13 protein-coding genes are annotated in these 16,184 nt (G+C 59.0%); 9 read left to right on the top strand and 4 right to left on the bottom strand.

What is annotated here, in order from left to right; genetic code table 11:
• Positions 1-4 precede the first annotated feature (4 nt).
• From K3727_19555 to K3727_19545, 3 genes are all read right to left on the bottom strand, one after another.
• Positions 5-571, bottom strand: a complete 567-nt coding sequence (locus K3727_19555) for a DUF2796 domain-containing protein (protein ID UWQ93466.1) — start codon at positions 569-571, stop codon at positions 5-7.
• 32 nt (positions 572-603) lie between these two features.
• Entirely contained in the window at positions 604-990 is a 387-nt protein-coding gene (locus K3727_19550) for a transcriptional repressor (protein ID UWQ90912.1), read from the bottom strand.
• A gap of 300 nt (positions 991-1,290) precedes the next feature.
• A complete protein-coding gene (locus K3727_19545; protein ID UWQ90911.1) occupies positions 1,291-1,521 on the bottom strand; it encodes a hypothetical protein in 231 nt (76 codons plus the stop codon).
• A 432-nt stretch (positions 1,522-1,953) separates the two neighbouring features.
• On the opposite strand from K3727_19545, the gene K3727_19540 reads away from it, so the two are divergent.
• Positions 1,954-3,495: an amidohydrolase family protein gene (locus K3727_19540; protein UWQ90910.1), complete on the top strand. Its 1,542-nt coding sequence runs from the start codon at positions 1,954-1,956 to the stop codon at positions 3,493-3,495.
• Positions 3,496-4,118: 623 nt separating this feature from the next.
• Positions 4,119-5,516, top strand: coding sequence for an FAD-binding protein (locus tag K3727_19535; GenBank protein UWQ90909.1), 1,398 nt, complete (start codon positions 4,119-4,121; stop codon positions 5,514-5,516).
• An 86-nt stretch (positions 5,517-5,602) separates the two neighbouring features.
• Here the strand turns inward: K3727_19535 and K3727_19530 are convergent, their stop codons facing one another.
• Complete coding sequence (locus K3727_19530; GenBank protein ID UWQ90908.1) at positions 5,603-6,568, bottom strand: LysR family transcriptional regulator; 966 nt, start codon at positions 6,566-6,568, stop codon at positions 5,603-5,605.
• A gap of 38 nt (positions 6,569-6,606) precedes the next feature.
• On the opposite strand from K3727_19530, the gene K3727_19525 reads away from it, so the two are divergent.
• The 7 genes from K3727_19525 (at position 6,607) to K3727_19495 (ending at position 16,031) form a co-directional block, all read left to right on the top strand.
• On the top strand, positions 6,607-7,746 hold the full coding sequence (locus tag K3727_19525) for an FAD-binding oxidoreductase (GenBank protein UWQ90907.1): 1,140 nt from the start codon (positions 6,607-6,609) through the stop codon (positions 7,744-7,746).
• Positions 7,743-9,023 carry a TRAP transporter large permease gene (locus K3727_19520; GenBank protein ID UWQ90906.1) on the top strand — a complete coding sequence of 427 codons (1,281 nt, stop codon included), beginning with the start codon at positions 7,743-7,745 and terminating at the stop codon, positions 9,021-9,023. The genes K3727_19525 and K3727_19520 overlap by 4 nt, the downstream gene beginning before the upstream one ends.
• A gap of 170 nt (positions 9,024-9,193) precedes the next feature.
• On the top strand, positions 9,194-10,129 hold the full coding sequence (locus tag K3727_19515; protein UWQ93465.1) for a TRAP transporter substrate-binding protein: 936 nt from the start codon (positions 9,194-9,196) through the stop codon (positions 10,127-10,129).
• Between the two features lie 5 nt (positions 10,130-10,134).
• Positions 10,135-10,635 (top strand): TRAP transporter small permease subunit, encoded by a 501-nt coding sequence (locus tag K3727_19510; protein UWQ90905.1) that lies wholly within the window; start codon positions 10,135-10,137, stop codon positions 10,633-10,635.
• Positions 10,636-10,656: 21 nt separating this feature from the next.
• Entirely contained in the window at positions 10,657-12,117 is a 1,461-nt protein-coding gene (locus K3727_19505; protein UWQ90904.1) for a M81 family metallopeptidase, read from the top strand.
• Positions 12,118-12,128: 11 nt separating this feature from the next.
• Complete coding sequence (locus tag K3727_19500) at positions 12,129-12,521, top strand: RidA family protein (GenBank protein ID UWQ90903.1); 393 nt, start codon at positions 12,129-12,131, stop codon at positions 12,519-12,521.
• Between the two features lie 51 nt (positions 12,522-12,572).
• On the top strand, positions 12,573-16,031 hold the full coding sequence (locus tag K3727_19495) for an indolepyruvate ferredoxin oxidoreductase family protein (protein UWQ90902.1): 3,459 nt from the start codon (positions 12,573-12,575) through the stop codon (positions 16,029-16,031).
• Positions 16,032-16,184 lie beyond the last annotated feature (153 nt).

The following is a 16,184-nucleotide window of genomic DNA, read 5'->3' as shown; positions in this document are numbered from 1 at the left end:
GAGTTCAGCGCCCAAGATCTAACACAGGCGCATCGCGTTCCACTTCATATGCCTGTGCCCCAGAGGCACTGATGATCTGAACGTCGACCTCTTTTGCGTTCGGGAACGCTTCAAAATAGGCAAAGGTAATCTCAGTCAACGCTTCGGGTTTGCCGCAGGTCAGCGTATATTCCGCGTGGAATTCGGTGTGACCCGCTTCGTCGGCATGTTCATCATGGTCGTCGCCATGATGTTCTTCTTCATGTTCGTCGTGTTCGTCATCACTTTCCAATTCTGCCTGAGCAGCAGTTACCGTACAGCCAGCGCCAGCGGGTAAAACGAATAGATCAAGTGGTGAACCCAAGGTCGATACGGCTGCATCAATCGCGGCGAGATCAGCGTCAGTTTCCGCTATATACTCGAATCCCACAATATCCGCGCCAGGGGCATGGAACTCCATCGCGACCATATTTCCATCAATCGCAATGTTCAGCGCCCCAACGCCATGTTCATGGGCGTCAAGCTGACGTGTGTCTTCGGCAAATGCAGGCAGCGTTGCAAGGAGAGCAAAGAGAGATAGGGACTGTTTCATGATAAATCCGGTATGATTGAAAGCAGGGTGGGTTAGGCCGCGCAGGTCCTGCACTGCCCGTGAATCTCAACAATGTGCCGATCCGCGCGAAATGCAGTTTGATCTGTGAGCGCTGTGAGTTGTGGCAGGAGGTCGCTTCCATCGTGTTCATCGACCGACCCGCAATCCTCGCAGATCGCGAGAACAGGCACACTTTCAACGTGACTGCAGCGACACGGGACAAAGGCCTTGATGGATTCCAAACGATGCGCACGTCCCTGATCGGTCAACGCCGAAAGCGTGCGATAAACGGTCGGCGGGGCAATGTCAGGTTCCCCGACCTGAAGTCGTTCAAGAATTTGGTAGGCTGTCATCGGCCTGTCGCATGATTTTAGCACGCTCAGGACGTCATCTTGCCGGGCCGCCGCGCGTTTTCTCATGTGTTGGACTCCATCATTTCAAGTTCGTTATTTTATAAAGTAACATTCTGTAAGCCATGACAACGGGTTTTTCAAATCTGCCGTTTCAATCGCCTCAGTGGAAACTCATTTCGTCTGCTGTGTCGTCATGCGCGCCCCAAAATTCTGCATAACGCATGCGCGTCTCCTGTGTATGGATCGCGTTGCAGCATTCGTAACCGCCGCTCAATGTCGGGAAGGCGCAGGAAGACCCTGTTAAACTGATCCCGATGAGGGGCGGCTTTGTCCCGCCCAGTGTCCCGCACAGTGCATGGTCACGACCTAAGAGTTTTTGGAGGTGCGACGAATGTCGGCAATGTGGGGTGCATCCCCGATATGACAGATCCGGGGTGTTTGAGCCGTGTTGCTTAGAACGATGACCTTCATCGTTCCATAAGGCCATTGTTTGGGCGAAAGATCGAAGCTGCTGATCTTCTCCATGCACTTGCGCCCCATGATCATGCAATCAACCGTGTTCATGGCGGTCGCAAAGTCGATATAACTCTCGTCCATATCAGCCTCTGGTTTTCCAGCAGTTGTAGCCAATTAACGCTGCTATCCGTTCTGGCAATGAATCCATCCGCGCCTGTCGATATAAGCAGAACACCTCATTCGGCCCTCGGTGGTATTTGTTCGGGTCTTAGGCTAGGCAATTGACGAGGGTTGTGAAAGCTGACCTTCGCTGTGACGGATCAGGATGCAGGCTGCAGCCGGTGGCGGGCAATGGCCCCTTGTGACAAAAATCCAATGCAAGTATTTTATTGAAAAGCACCCGTGTCGTGCGATGGATGCACGTCATGGACGAATTTTACTTGCGCAGACTGCCGCCTGTTTGGAAGGTACTCATCAGGTTCTAGACACGTCGTATTTGGATCTCAATGTCCACAGCCCGAAACAATGGTTGCCTCGGCCAAGCACCTAAGGTTCGAAATAGGGAGATACTCTATGAAATTTTTCGCTTCTGCATTGGCGCTCAGCATTTCAGTGACCTCAGCATTCGCCAACGATATTGTCCTTGAGAATGGTCGAGTTATTGATCCCGAAACCGGTCTGGATGCGATCCGCAATGTGGCCATTAAGGATGGCAAAATAGCTTCCGTCAGCGAGTTTCCTTTGGAGGGCGAGGTTGTGATCGATGCTGCGGGCCACGTTGTTGCGCCCGGTTTTATCGACCTTCACGCTCATGGGATGGCCGTTGGTGATATGCGAATGCAAGCCATGCAGGGTGTCACAACAATTCTGGAGTTGGAATCCGGTGTTTTGCCGATCGGCGATTGGTATGATGCGCAGGCCAAGCAAATGACACCGATAAACTATGGGGCGTCGGCAGCCTGGACATTTGGACGGATCGCAACCTTTGCAGGCAATGATCCTTTGGCGATACCCTCCTATTTTCAGGATGCGCAGGCACAATCCGACTGGAAAAACGAAATCGCTACTCCCAAACAAAGCAAACGCATTCTTGGTCTTGTTGAACAAGGGTTGAAAGAAGGTGGATTGGGGATTGGCATCAATGCCGGCTACGCCCCGGGATATGGTCAGAAAGAGTATTTTGCGCTGGCTGAATTGGCGAAACAGTATGACGTCGCGACCTATACGCATGTTCGTTACATCGGTGAACAGCAACCCAATGGGTCTTTTGATGCCGTTAAGGAGCTGATTTCCAATGCGGCCCTGACGGGTGCGCACATGCACATATGCCACATCAATAGCACCTCGGTCCGAGATGCGTTGGTGAACCTTGATTTGTTTGAACGGGCTCAATCCGCCGGTATTCCGGTTACGATTGAGGCCTATCCCTATGGTGCGGGGAACACGGTCATTGGATCAGCCATGTTCAGTGGCGACAACTGGCAAGAGCGTTTGAACACCTCGGCCGAGGCATTCCAGCTTGGCGACAGAAGGCTCACGGAACAAGAGTTGACCGACTATCAAACCAACGAACCCGGCACCTTTGTGACGTGGCATTATCTTGACGAAGATCTGCCTCAGGAATTGGCGCTTATTGATGCATCAATCATGCATCCTGCTGTTGTGATTGCGTCCGATGCCGTGTTTTGGTCGTACTTTGATGAAAATGGCGTGATTCAGACTTACACTGGTGACGCTTGGCCGCTGCCTGAAAATGTCTTCAGTCATCCTCGCTCTGCAGGAACCTTTGCCAAAGTGCTGCGGTCCTATGTACGGGAACGCGGTTTGCTTTCTTTGAACGAAGCAATACGTAAGATGTCGTTGTTGCCTGCGCAGACATTGGAAGAGTTCGTACCGCAAATGCGTTCAAAGGGCCGTATCCAGATTGGGATGGATGCGGATATTGTGGTATTTGATCCGAACTCAATCAAAGACAACGCAACTTTCGCCAATGCCAATCGGCCAGCAACCGGTGTACAGACGCTGCTGGTTGGTGGTGAGTTGGTTGTTCACGACAGCAAATTGATTCTTGACGCAGACAATGGTCAACCAATTCGCCGCGAGGTTATGCAGTAGTTGAGCTTGGTGGCACAAGTCGGGTTCCAAACGAAAGTCCCCTTTCCCCGGACGAACTTGCCCTACGGCCTCTGTGACAGGTATGCCAAGAGCGGTGTAGCGGTTGAGCACCGGGATGCGGAATAACAACATGGGCATTCCGGGTGGCAATCGCATCGTCGTATTCGCGCGCGATACTAGTTCCACCCATTGCCCGGTAGTGCATGTTTGCGTGCACGAGAAACGATGCTGGCGACCACGCTTTCCGACGGTGGCGGGATTCAGATCCTGTCCGGTTTAACCAGATCAACAGCGATCCCCGCTGCCTCACTGCATCATTGTAGGACGACCAGTTCGTGGTCTTGTTTTTGTCAGGGCCCAACTGCTCATGCCTCCCAGCGGTCGTGCTGGATTCACACAGTGTGTCGCTCAGTCGATTTGTGCATCAAAGCCCGGCAAACGCCCAACAGAAATACTGGCCTCGACATTGAGGTCATCTTGTTGACTTTATTCATGTATTTTCGTCCCTTATCAACGCAATGAGATTGTTTCATTAGACAGATCAGCGCTTGCATCCATATCCAGAGCATCAGTCCGAACAGCCATTCGGGTGCCTCTTTTCGCTTCAGCTGGGATCAAGCCGCATGACGTCAGACCGCCACCTTGCCATCGACAACCTTCGCGCGGTCTTTGGTGATCGCCTCTCGACCGGGAACAGCGTTCGTGACCTGCATGGACGGGATGCATCGCGCTTTGAAGTGGCGCTCCCGGATGCGGTCGTGTTTCCCGAAACAACCGCCGAAGTGGCCCGGATCGTGTCGATCTGCGCCGAACACGCCTGTCCGATTGTTCCCTTTGGTATCGGGTCCTCGCTCGAAGGGCATGTCATTCCTGTTCATGGCGGGGTGTCGGTGGATACTTCGCGGATGAACCGGGTGCTTGATGTGCAGCCAGAAAACCTGTGCGCCGTTGTGCAGCCTGGCGTCACCCGCGAGCAGCTTGCGGCCGAGTTGCGGGCGACCGGCCTGATGTTCACCGTCGATCCGGGTGCCAATGCAACGATTGGCGGCATGGCGGCCACGCGAGCGTCGGGCACCAACACCGTGCGCTATGGCACAATGGCAGATACTGTTCTGGCGCTCGAAGTTGTCACCGCCGACGGGCGCGTGATCCGAACCGGGACACAGGCCAGGAAATCGTCTTCGGGCTATGATCTGACGCGGCTGTTTGTCGGCTCCGAAGGGACGTTGGGCATCATGACCGAGTTGACCGTGCGCCTGTTTGGTCAGCCTGAACACATCGCCGCCGCCACCTGCCATTTCGATAGCATCCAAGCGGCGGTGCAGACGGTCATTTCGACCATACAGTGCGGCATACCTGTGGCCCGCGCCGAATTTCTGGACGAGGTGCAGATGCGCGGCATGAACCAATATGACCCGGTGTTGAACCTGCCGGAAAAACCACATCTGTTTCTGGAATTTCACGGCACTGAAACCAGCGTCGCTGAAGATGTCGCGCGGTTCCGCGAAATCGCGCAGGACCTGGGTGTTCACGATTTTGCCTTTGCCACCAAGACCGAAGACCGAAACCGTCTGTGGAAGGTCCGCCACGAAGCTTACTTTGCCGCGCGCGGGTTGCGCCCCGGCGCGGTGCCCCTGATCACGGATTGCTGTGTTCCGCTGGCGGCCCTGACCGATTGCGTACAGCGCGCACGGGATCTGGCGGATCGGTATGGGCTGTTGGCACCGATGGCGGGCCATGTGGGGGACGGCAATTTTCACATGGGCGTGCTGATTGATCCCAAGGATACAGCCGAAGTTGCCGCCGCACATGATCTGGTTGGGCAGCTGAACGAATTGGCGCTGGAACTGGGCGGGACGATTTCGGGCGAACATGGGATCGGAATGGGCAAGATTCCCTATATGGCCGCGCAACATGGTGACGCTTATGACGTGATGGCGCAGCTCAAACAGGCGTTTGACCCGCAGAACCTGTTCAATCCAGGCAAAATCTTTGCGGTTGATGATCAGGTAACGGGCTGAACTCTCAGGTTCATTTGGTTACTTTATCGAAGTCATGAATTTAATTCGCTTTGCTGAGCGTGCGGGCTTTGAAATCATGGCTGGGATCAAGGCGCCGACAATTGCAATTCATCCAGCGCGCGTTTGGGGGTGTCATGCAGCATATCCATCAAGACCAAGGCCGCAGGCGACAGGATCCGGTTGCGCAATCGCGCAATGGCCCAGTGAATCTCAAGGTCAAAGTCCAGCGTCAACTGCACCAGCCGACCGCTTTCCAGATCTTCGCGAAAGTTGAACGGATTGGCCATCAGCACCACGTCCGATTTCAGCGTCACGTCACGCAGCACCGTAATGGCATCGCATTCGACCCGAATGCCGGGGGCCTCGGGGTTGGAAATCTGCATCTCCTTGACCAGCACACTGCGCAGGCTCGGCGGAACCCGGACCGTCGCCAGCCCGTAATTGGCCACATCTGCCAGGGTGAGGCCGTCACGCTCCAACAGCGGGTGCCCGTCGCGACAAAAGAAACCGCCGGGAAAGACACCGATGGGGGTCAGCTCGATTTCGGCGTCCGGTTCGATGTTGCGCATGTCGCAGACAAACAGGTCAATCTTGTCCGCGCGCAGCATTGTCTCAAGCGTCGCGGTGGTCTGATACACCGCCTCGATGCTGACACCCGGTCGGTCCGACAGCCAATCCGCAATCACCTGACCGCCAAAGCTGAAGGCGAACGTTGGCACAAGTCCGATGCGCACATGTCCCGAGCCGCCGGTTTTCAGGACCGACAGTTGATCATGCAGATTGCGGGCATCAAACAGGACCTTGTGCGCGTGGCTCAGCAGCGCCTCGCCAATGGCGGTCATCTCGACCAGTTGGTTGGTGCGCCGGAACAGTTGGGTGTCCAGCTGCGTTTCCAGTGCCTTGATCGAATGGCTCAACGCCGGTTGCGACAGGTGCGCCCGTTCCGAGGCACGGCGAAAGCTGCGTTCCTCGGCGACAAGGACGAAATGTTCAAGCTGGCGAAGGTTCATGGGCAGGATCCCCGGTTTGGCGTCATGCAGGGTATCGGTCAAAACCGCCCCCGACAATAAACAAAGCGAATGGAGTGACTATGCAGAACAACGCATTCGACATTGCCGTGATCGGCGCAGGCATCGCCGGGGCCTCGGTGGCGGCCGAGCTGTCGCGCCATTCCCGCGTGCTCTTGCTCGAGATGGAGCGCCAGCCCGGCTATCACACCACCGGGCGATCGGCCGCCGTTTATGCGCCATCCTACGGGCCGGCACCGATCCGGGCGCTCACGCGCGCCTCACGCGGGTTCTTTGATGCACCGCCCCAGGGGTTCGCCGACGCGCCATTGCTGTCCCCGATTGATGCGGTGTTTCTGGCGCGCGACGATCAGATGGACAGGTTGGCGGCGATGAAAGCTGAGCTGGGGGATGTTCCGGGCATTCAGCAGGTTGATGCACCGTGGCTGAATGAGCGCATTGGCCTGTTGCAGCCGGGCTATGCCGCAGGCGCGCTTAGGGATACGGGCATGGCCGAAATCGATGTCGCGGCGCTGCATCAGGGTTATCTGCGCAGTTTCAAGGCGCAAGGCGGCGATCTGTTGACCGGGGCCGAGGTCACTGGGCTGACCCGTGACGCGGACCAGTGGTGCATTGAAACTGCCGCGGGCAGGGTCAGGGCCACCGCCATCGTGAATGCCGCCGGGGCCTGGGCGGATCAGATCGGTGCGATGGCCGGGGCCGAAGCCGTCGGCCTTAAACCCTTGCGACGCACAGCGCTGATGGTTGAGGGCCCACAGGGAGTCGAAGTGGACGACCTGCCGTTGATTATCGATGTGGACGAAGAGTTTTATCTAAAACCGGATGCGGGAAAGCTGTTGATTTCACCCGCAAACGAAGACCCGGACGTACCGTCGGACGTGCAACCCGACGAAATGGATGTGGCGGTCTGTGTGCACCGGATCGAACAGGCGTTTCAGCTAGAGGTGCGCCGCATCGACAGCCGTTGGGCGGGCTTGCGCAGCTTTGTCGCCGACAAGGCACCAGTTGCCGGGTATTCGGCTCGCGTGGAGGGTTTTTATTGGCTGGCGGGGCAAGGGGGCTATGGCATCCAATCCGCACCGGCCTTGGCGCGGTTTGCGGCCGCCGATGTTCTGGGTCGCGCTCTTCCGGGCGATATCATGGCCGCCGGTCTGGACCCGGCGGCGCTGTCGCCCGCTCGGCCCGCTTTGGTGGCCTCATGATCGGGGTCGTCTGGGTTGCGGCGGGGCTGTTCCTCGCCTCGGGGTTGGCGGTGGCTTATGTCATCGGTGGCGCGGCGGTGCTGGGGTTCTTTGCCACCGACAATGCGCGCTATCTGGCCATTCTGCCGCAAAAAGTATTCTCGCAGATCAGCGTGTTTTCCTTGATGTCGATGCCCTTGTTCATTCTGGCCGGAGAGTTGATGAACCGCGGCGGTGTCACCAAGGCGCTGATCGATTTCAGCATGTCGCTGGTTGGCCGACTGCGCGGCGGGCTGGGGCATGTGAATATCATGACTTCGGTATTCTTTGCCGGTATCTCGGGCTCGGCCATCGCGGATTCGGCGGCCTTGTCCAACACGCTGGTGCCCGAAATGGAGCGGCGTGGCTATTCCAAATACTACGCTGGTGCGATCACGGCGGCGTCGTCGATCATCGGGCCCATCGTGCCCCCGTCGATCATCCTGATCTTTTATGGCGCGATCATGCAGACCTCGGTTGCGGCGCTGTTCATTGCCGGGATCGTGCCCGGTTTGATCCTGGCCTCGGCGCTGTTTGCGTTGAACGCCTGGTTTGCCATCCGCGACGACCACCCCCGCCTGGAAAAGGGTGAGGCCCCGCCGATCGGGCGCTCGTTCCTGACGGCGCTGCCTGCCATGGCTTTGCCGGTGATCATTGTCGGCGGCATCGTTCTGGGCTGGACCACACCAACCGAAGCAGCCGTGGTGGCCGTCGTTGCCGCGTTTATGGCCGGGTACGCCTATGCCGGGTTCACGCTGAACGATCTAAGCGAGAGCGTCAAACGCACCGCCGTTCTGACCGGGTCGATCTTTGTGATCCTGTGCGCGGCGGCAACCCTTGGTCATCTGGCCGCGCTGGAACGGGTTCCACAGTCGATTGCGTCGACCATTCAGGATCTTGGACTGGGGCCTGTCGAATACATGATCGCGATGAACATTCTGTTCATCATCGCGGGCATGGTCTTTGACATTCCGGTCGCGCTGGCGCTGCTGGTGCCGCTGTTGGCACCCGTGGCCATCGCCAATGGGGCTGACCCGGTCCATCTGGGCATTGTCATCTGCTTCAACTTGTCGATCGGGCTGGTGTCGCCCCCCATGGGCGGGTGTCTGCTGGTGGTGTCGACAGTGACGGGGCTGGATTACTGGAAACTTGCCCGCCAGGTGATGCCGTTTGTGATCGCGCAGATCGCTGTGCTGGCGCTGCTGGTGGCTGTCCCTGACCTCAGCCTCTGGCTGCCGCGCCTGTTTGGAATCTGGTAGGGCAATAAGAGTTTTGAATTAAACCGGTGAAATAAATCGATTGGACGAAAGAACTCGCACTCTCCATCTTCTTACCAGACCGGATCTGATGATCTGAAAACAGTTCCAATGGAGGACATGACGTGAGCTGGATAACACCCAAATTGACCGGACTGGCCGCTGTGCTGTCTCTGGCACTTGCAGCACCCTTGTCGGCGCAATCCGCCAAGATCGCACTGGATACACCGCGTGATCTGGAAAACTCGGGCAGCTATGTCTGGGCCCATGCCTTTGGTGAACACCTCAAGGCCCAAGGGTTCGAGATCGAAGAGTTCGAGCGCGGCGCGCTTGGCGGTGAAGCCGAGAAGATGGACCAAGTGTCTCAGGGCCTGCTCGAAGTGTCGCTGAGCGATGTCAAAGCCGCCGGTCAGTTGGACGGCACGATCATGGCGATGGTGCTGCCCTTTTTCTTTGACGATGTGGCGCAGCTGGACCGCGCGCTGATCGACAACGGTATGCTGGCACGCATCAACGAAGCCACCACAGCCAAGGGCGTGCGGGTGTTGGACGTGGCCCTGATCGGTGGCGGCGCCGGGATTTTCAACACCAAACATCCGGTCGCCTCGATGGGGGATCTGGGGGATTTGCGGATGCGGGCGCTGGATGACGTGCAGATCGCAGTCTTCAAGACCTGGGGCTCGACCGGCACGGTTGTCAGCTGGGACGAGGTTCCAAACGCGCTGCAGACCGGCGTGGCTGATGGGTATCTGAACCCGCCCATCGTGCCGCTGATGTTCGGGCACACCAGCTTTATCAAACATTTCACCGACGCCAATCTGGTGCCATCCTCGCGCGCGGTTCTGGCGTCAGAAGACTGGTATCAAAGCCTGAGCGATGAAGAACGCGCACAGGTCGAAGCAGCGGTTGTTGCGGCGCGGACGGCGAACCGGGATTGGCTGGGTCATCAGGGCGCGGTCATCGACAAGCTGAAGGCGGCGGGCATCACCGTCACCGCACTCAGCCCCGAGGCGCGCGCCGAATTTCGGGCGGCAACCGAGCCGCTGTATGGTGTGCTGCCGCTGCCCGAGGGCGCGTTGGACGCCTGGAAAGCAGCCGTGGCGGAGTAACGGGGATGCGGGCGGCGGCACAGACACTGGACAAGCTCTCATCGGTGTTGAACCGGTTTGCAATGACAGGTGCCATGATCGGAGTGATCCTGTTGGTGCTTATCGCAGGCTGGCAGGTCGTCGCCCGTTACCTGTTGGATCAGCCCCCCGTCTGGACCGAGGAACTGGCCCGTTACACGATGGTCTGGGCCGGGGTTCTGGGGGCATCCTGCGCCTTTCGGCTGCGGGCCGATCCCTCGCTGTTTCCGGCCATGCAGGCCCGCGGCGGGATCTGGGCCATTCTGCGGGCCGGGGCGACGATGATCTTTGTGGCACCGATCCTGTGGTATTCGGTGTTCGGCGCAAACATGAACCCCGCGCGCGGCTTTATTGCCCGCCAATCGGGGCGTCAGGCCGAAACCATGGATCTGTCGATGATCGTCTTTGCGGTCGCCATTCCAATCGCTTTTGCAATCATCACCGTTCACGTCGCGGCGCAATTGGCCAAGGACCTGAGCCGGGACTGAACGGACAACAAGGACAACAAGATGAAACTCCTGATTGCCGGTCTTGCGACCGAAACGAACACCTTTTCCCCCATCCCGACAGGGCGGCTGTCCTTTGAAGAGGCGATGGTCACGCGCACCGCGACCGAGCAGCCCGGCAACCTGTTCAGCGCCCCGTTGATCGAATGGCGCATGGCGGCCGAGGCGCGCGGATGGCAGGTGATCGAAAGTCTGACGGCCGTGGCACAACCCGCCGGCCCCACGGTGCGCGAGGTCTACGAAGGGTATCGCGACGAAATTCTGGCCGATTTGGAAACTCATAGGCCCGACATCTTTTTGATCTCGATGCATGGCGCGATGGTGGCGGATGGCTATGACGATTGCGAAGGCGATCTGATGGAACGCGCGCGCGCGATCCTTGGCAGCGGGGCCGTCATCGGGCTGGAATTGGATCCGCACAACCACCTGACCGCAAAGATGATCACCAACGCCACGCTGATCGTGAACTACAAGGAATACCCCCATATCGACAGCCCAGACCGCGCGCGCGAGCTGTTCCAGATGGCGGCGGATACGGCGACAGGCAAGGTAAACCCGGTGATGGCCATGGCCGATTGCCGGATGCTGACCATCATCGAAACGATGAAGGAACCGGGGCAAGGCTTTGTGCAGGCGATGAAAGACGCCGAGGGCAAGGATGGCATTCTGTCAGTGTCCTTGACCCACGGGTTTCCCTGGGCGGATGTGGCCGATGTTGGGGCCCGCATGCTGGTGATTGCCGACGGCAATGCGGCTAAGGCCACGGACACAGCCGAACGTTTTGCTGCTGATCTGTGGTCTATCCGCGAAGGGCTGCGCGGGGTCTATCCCGACATTGCAACCGCGCTGGACCGGGTGGATCAGGCGACCCAATTCCCGGTTGTTCTGGCCGATATGGCCGACAATGCCGGGGGCGGTGCGCCAAGCGATTCCACCTATTTCCTGCAAGAAGCGTTGGATCGCGGGACAAAGGATATTGCCTTTGCCCTGTTCTGGGAGCCGGTTCTGATCGGCATGTGCCAGAACGCAGGTGTCGGCGCGACGATGCGGGTGCGTTTGGGCGGCAAGATCTGCGCGTTTTCGGGCCATCCGATTGACCTGACCGTCACGGTCCGCGCCATCCGTGAAAATATGAGCATGAAACTGGGCGACACCGAGATGGCGATGGGCACCGGCGTCTGGCTTGAGGCGGACGGGGTGCATGTCATCCTGTCGTCGGAACGCACCCAATGTTTCAACCCGTCGGCCTTTACCGATCTGGGACTGGACATCACGCAGATGCGCGCGCTGGTGGTTAAATCGACCAACCATTTCTACGCCGCCTTTGCCCCAATAGCATCAGAGGTTGTTCATGTGCGTGGACCGGGTATCGTGACACCAGACATGACCATCATTCCATTTACCAAACGTGATACCAATTACTGGCCACGGGTCGAAAACCCCTTTGCCGCAATCGCTGAATAGAGAGGATACCCATGAGTGTTTCCCGCATCGGTTCCCAACCGGTCCTGCCCAATGGCGCAACTGTGCCGCTTGTCCCTGCCACCCGCGCCGCCGGGCTGATCTTTTGCTCGGGGGCTTTGGGCGTTGATGAAAATTTCAAGCTGGTCGATGGCGGTATTGCCGCGCAGACCACACAGGCCATCGCCAACCTGAAATCTGTTCTGGCGCCGGCCGGGGCCGACCTGTCCCATGTCACCAAGACCACAGTCTGGCTGACCGATCTGGCCAATTTCGCCGAATTCAACGCCGCTTATGCCGCAGCGTTTGGCGCGGACATCCCGGCGCGGTCCACGGTCACATCGGCGCTCGCCATTCCGGGCGCGCTGGTCGAAATCGAAGCCATCGCAGCTGATCCAAACGCCTGATCCACACGCCTGACCCACACGCCTGACCCATTTGCTCCAGGAGCACCCCAGATGAGTGAACACCTCCGCGCCAAGCGCCTTGAAATGACCCTTGATGACCGCCTGTCGCAAGACGAAGGCTGGGTTTACATGACCGGCATGCAGGCGCTGGTGCGGCTGCCGATCCAGCAGCGCAAACGGGACACGGCGGCGGGGCTGAACACGGGCGGCTACATCTCGGGCTATCGCGGATCGCCTGTCGGCACCTATGACATGAGCCTTTGGCAGGCCGAAAAAGAGCTGAAGGCGCACAACATCCACTTTCAGCCCGGCGTGAACGAGGATCTGGCCGCCACGGCCACATGGGGGGCCCAGATGGTGGGCCTGTTTCCCGGTGCCCGCGTCGATGGGGTGTTTTCGATCTGGTACGGCAAGGCACCGGGCATGGATCGCTCGATGGACCCGCTGCGCCACGCCAATCTGGCAGGGACCAACCCCAAGGGCGGCACTCTGTTGTTGGTGGGCGATGACCACGGGGCCAAATCCTCGACCGTGGCGTGTTATTCGGATCTGAACTTTGCCTCGCTCGGCATGCCGTTGCTGGCCCCGGCCAATGCGCAGGATGTGCTGGACATGGGTCTGCACGGTATCGCGATGAGCCGCTTTTCCTCGACCCTGGTGGGAATGAAGCTGGTGACTGACGTGGTCGAAGGCGGCGGGTCTGTGTATGTGGCCCCCGACAGTCCGCAGATTGTCACGCCCGATGACACCGGGCTTGAAGACACCTCGATCAAGCCGTTCCAGCCCATTCTGGAGCAGGAACGCAAGCTGTGGGACGTGCGGTTGCGCAAGGTGCTGGAGTATGCCCGCGCCAACCACCTGAATCAGATTCAGGGCAACGCGGACGCGCGCATCGGCATCGTGGCTGCGGGCAAGTCCTGGCAGGATCTCAATCAAGCGCTGGCCGGGTTGGGCTATCGTGATGGCCAGATCGCAGACATGCCTGTCCGGCTTCTCAAGGTTGGCATGGTCTGGCCGCTGGATGACGTGGTGTTGCAGGAGTTTGCCCGAGGGCTCGACACGATCATCGTGGTCGAAGAAAAACGCGCCCTGCTCGAAGATCAAATCCGCTCGGCGCTTTATGGCTCGGACCTTGCCCCGCGCATCGTTGGCAAGACCTATCAGGGCCGACCCTATTCGGCCAACGAAGGCGAATGCGCCTTTCCGGGGGTGGGTGAGATCACCCCTAACCTTGTGTCGCAGGTGATCGTGCGCACGGCAAAAGATCTGGCACCCGACAGCACCTTGCAACTGCCGAACCGCCCCGACGCCCCCCCGGCGCTTGGGGGCGGGGCGGTGCGCCCGCCGTCGTTTTGCGCGGGCTGCCCGCATGGGCGGTCAACGCAGGTGATCGACGGTAGCCGCGCGCTGGCCGGGATCGGGTGCCACACGATGGCGGTGTTTCGTGACCTGTCCAAGACCAATTCCATCAGCCACATGGGCGGCGAAGGCGCGATGTGGCTGGGGCAGTATCCGTTCACGGATGAGGCCCATGTCTTTGCCAATATGGGCGACGGCACCTATTTCCATTCCGGCCTGCTGGCGATCCGCGCCGCCGTGGCCGCCAAGGCCCCGATGACCTACAAGTTGCTGCACAACGGCTTTGTCTCGATGACGGGCGGACAACCCCATGACGGCGAGATCAGCCCCGAACAGATGGTGGAACAGGTCCGGGCCGAAGGTGTCGAACGTATCGCCCTGGTGACGGATGAGACCGACAAATTCGACGGCAAGGCGTTGGGCCACGGCGTCACCGTACACCCCCGGACCGAACTGGAATTGGTGCAGGCCGAGTTGCGCAAGCTTCCTGGCGTGACCGTGTTGATCTTTGACCAACCCTGCGCAACCGAGCGCCGCCGCCTGCGCAAGCGCGGCAAATGGGTGGACCCGGACAAACGCGCCTTTATCAACGCGGCGGTCTGCGAAGGCTGCGGCGATTGCTCGACCGTTTCAGGCTGTATGGCCATCGAACCGCTGGAAACCGAATTTGGCCGCAAGCGGCAGATCAACCAATCCTCGTGCAACAAGGACTTTTCCTGTGTCGAAGGGTTCTGCCCCAGCTTTGTGACCGTGACCGGCGCACAGCCCCGCAAAGCCAAGGCAAGCGACATCACCATTGATGACAGCCACCTGCCGATGCCTGCGGCCCGTCCGATCGACGGGTCGTGGTCGATCCTCGTGTCCGGCATCGGCGGCGCAGGCGTCGTGACCGTGGGGCAGACGTTGGCGGTCGCGGCCCATGCCGATGGATATTATTCCTCGAACCTGGACATCACCGGTCTGGCCCAAAAATACGGCGCGGTGCATTCCCACATCAAGATCGCAACCGCGCCCGAACAAATGCGCGCAACCCGGATCGCGGCGGGTGAAGCAAACGCCATGATCGGCTGCGATCTGGTGGTGGCTGCCGGGGACGAGGCGCTGTCCAAGCTGACACCGGGCAATTCGTTGGCCGTGACGGACACCACGGTGGTTCCCACATCCGAATTTTCGCAAAACCCGGACTGGACCCTGAGCGGGGACGAACAGGTCGAACGCCTGACCCGCGTGCTGGGTGATGATGTCGTAGCTCTGGACGCTCAGACTCTGGCCGCCAAGCTGATGGGCGATCAGGTGTTTGCCAACATGCTGCTTTTGGGTGCGGCCTGGCAGCAGGGCGGTGTTCCGTTGTCGATCGAGGCGCTGCACCGGGCGATTGACCTGAACGGGGTTGCTGCCGAGAAAAACAAACGCGCCTTTGCGCTTGGGCGTCTTGCCATTGCCGAACCCGAAACCGTCGACCGCATGATGGGCCCACAGGCACCCGTGCTGCTGGATGATCGTCGCGAACAAAGCGTCGAGGAGGTCGTTGCGCATCGGGTGGGTGAACTTGTCGACTATCAGGGGCAGGGTCTGGCTGATCGATATTCCGCTATGGTGGCTCGCGTTCGCGATGCCGGGCTGAGCACCGCGTCGGTCATGGCTGTGGCCCGAGGGTACTACAAGCTGTTGGCCGTCAAGGACGAATGGGAGGTCGCGCGCCTGTATTGCAAGCCAGAGTTCAAGGCCTCGCTTGAGGCTGCGTTCGAAGGCGATATGGAGCTGACCTTTCATTTTGGGGCCTGGCCCTATGGCGGCACGGACCCCAAAACCGGCAAACCGGTCAAAGGACCGGTCAAAGGCAAGACCGCGATGCGCTTCTTTGCCCTGATGAACCGGTTCCGGGGATTGCGCGGCACCCGCTTTGACCCGTTCCGCAACAATGCCGAGGCCGTGCTGGCGCGGCAAATTTTGGCGGATTACGAGGCGGATATCGAATTTGCTCTGGAACATGCCACAGGCGACAATGCTTCCGAAGTGACCGAGCTGCTTTTGCTGCCCGACCGGATCCGTGGCTATGGTCACGTCCGACAGCGCCACGCCGAAGCCGTTGCAGAGCAAAGAACAGATATTCGCCAACGAATTGCGATCAACGAAACCGAAGCTGCGTAGCGGAAAAGTATGATTGCAAGCGGGTGAGCCGCCGAATATTTTACCAGATGTTCTCAAGATCTTCTGTTCATGCCGCTTGCGGTGCAAAGCTGGTTTTGCAGCAAGAATTAATCAGCTGACCATTCACACATCCACCGTTCAAAAACCCTATGG

The organism is Rhodobacteraceae bacterium M382 (assembly GCA_025141015.1).
Taxonomy (GTDB): domain Bacteria; phylum Pseudomonadota; class Alphaproteobacteria; order Rhodobacterales; family Rhodobacteraceae; genus Aliisedimentitalea; species Aliisedimentitalea scapharcae.
This window is presented reverse-complemented; position numbering and strand designations above follow the sequence as displayed.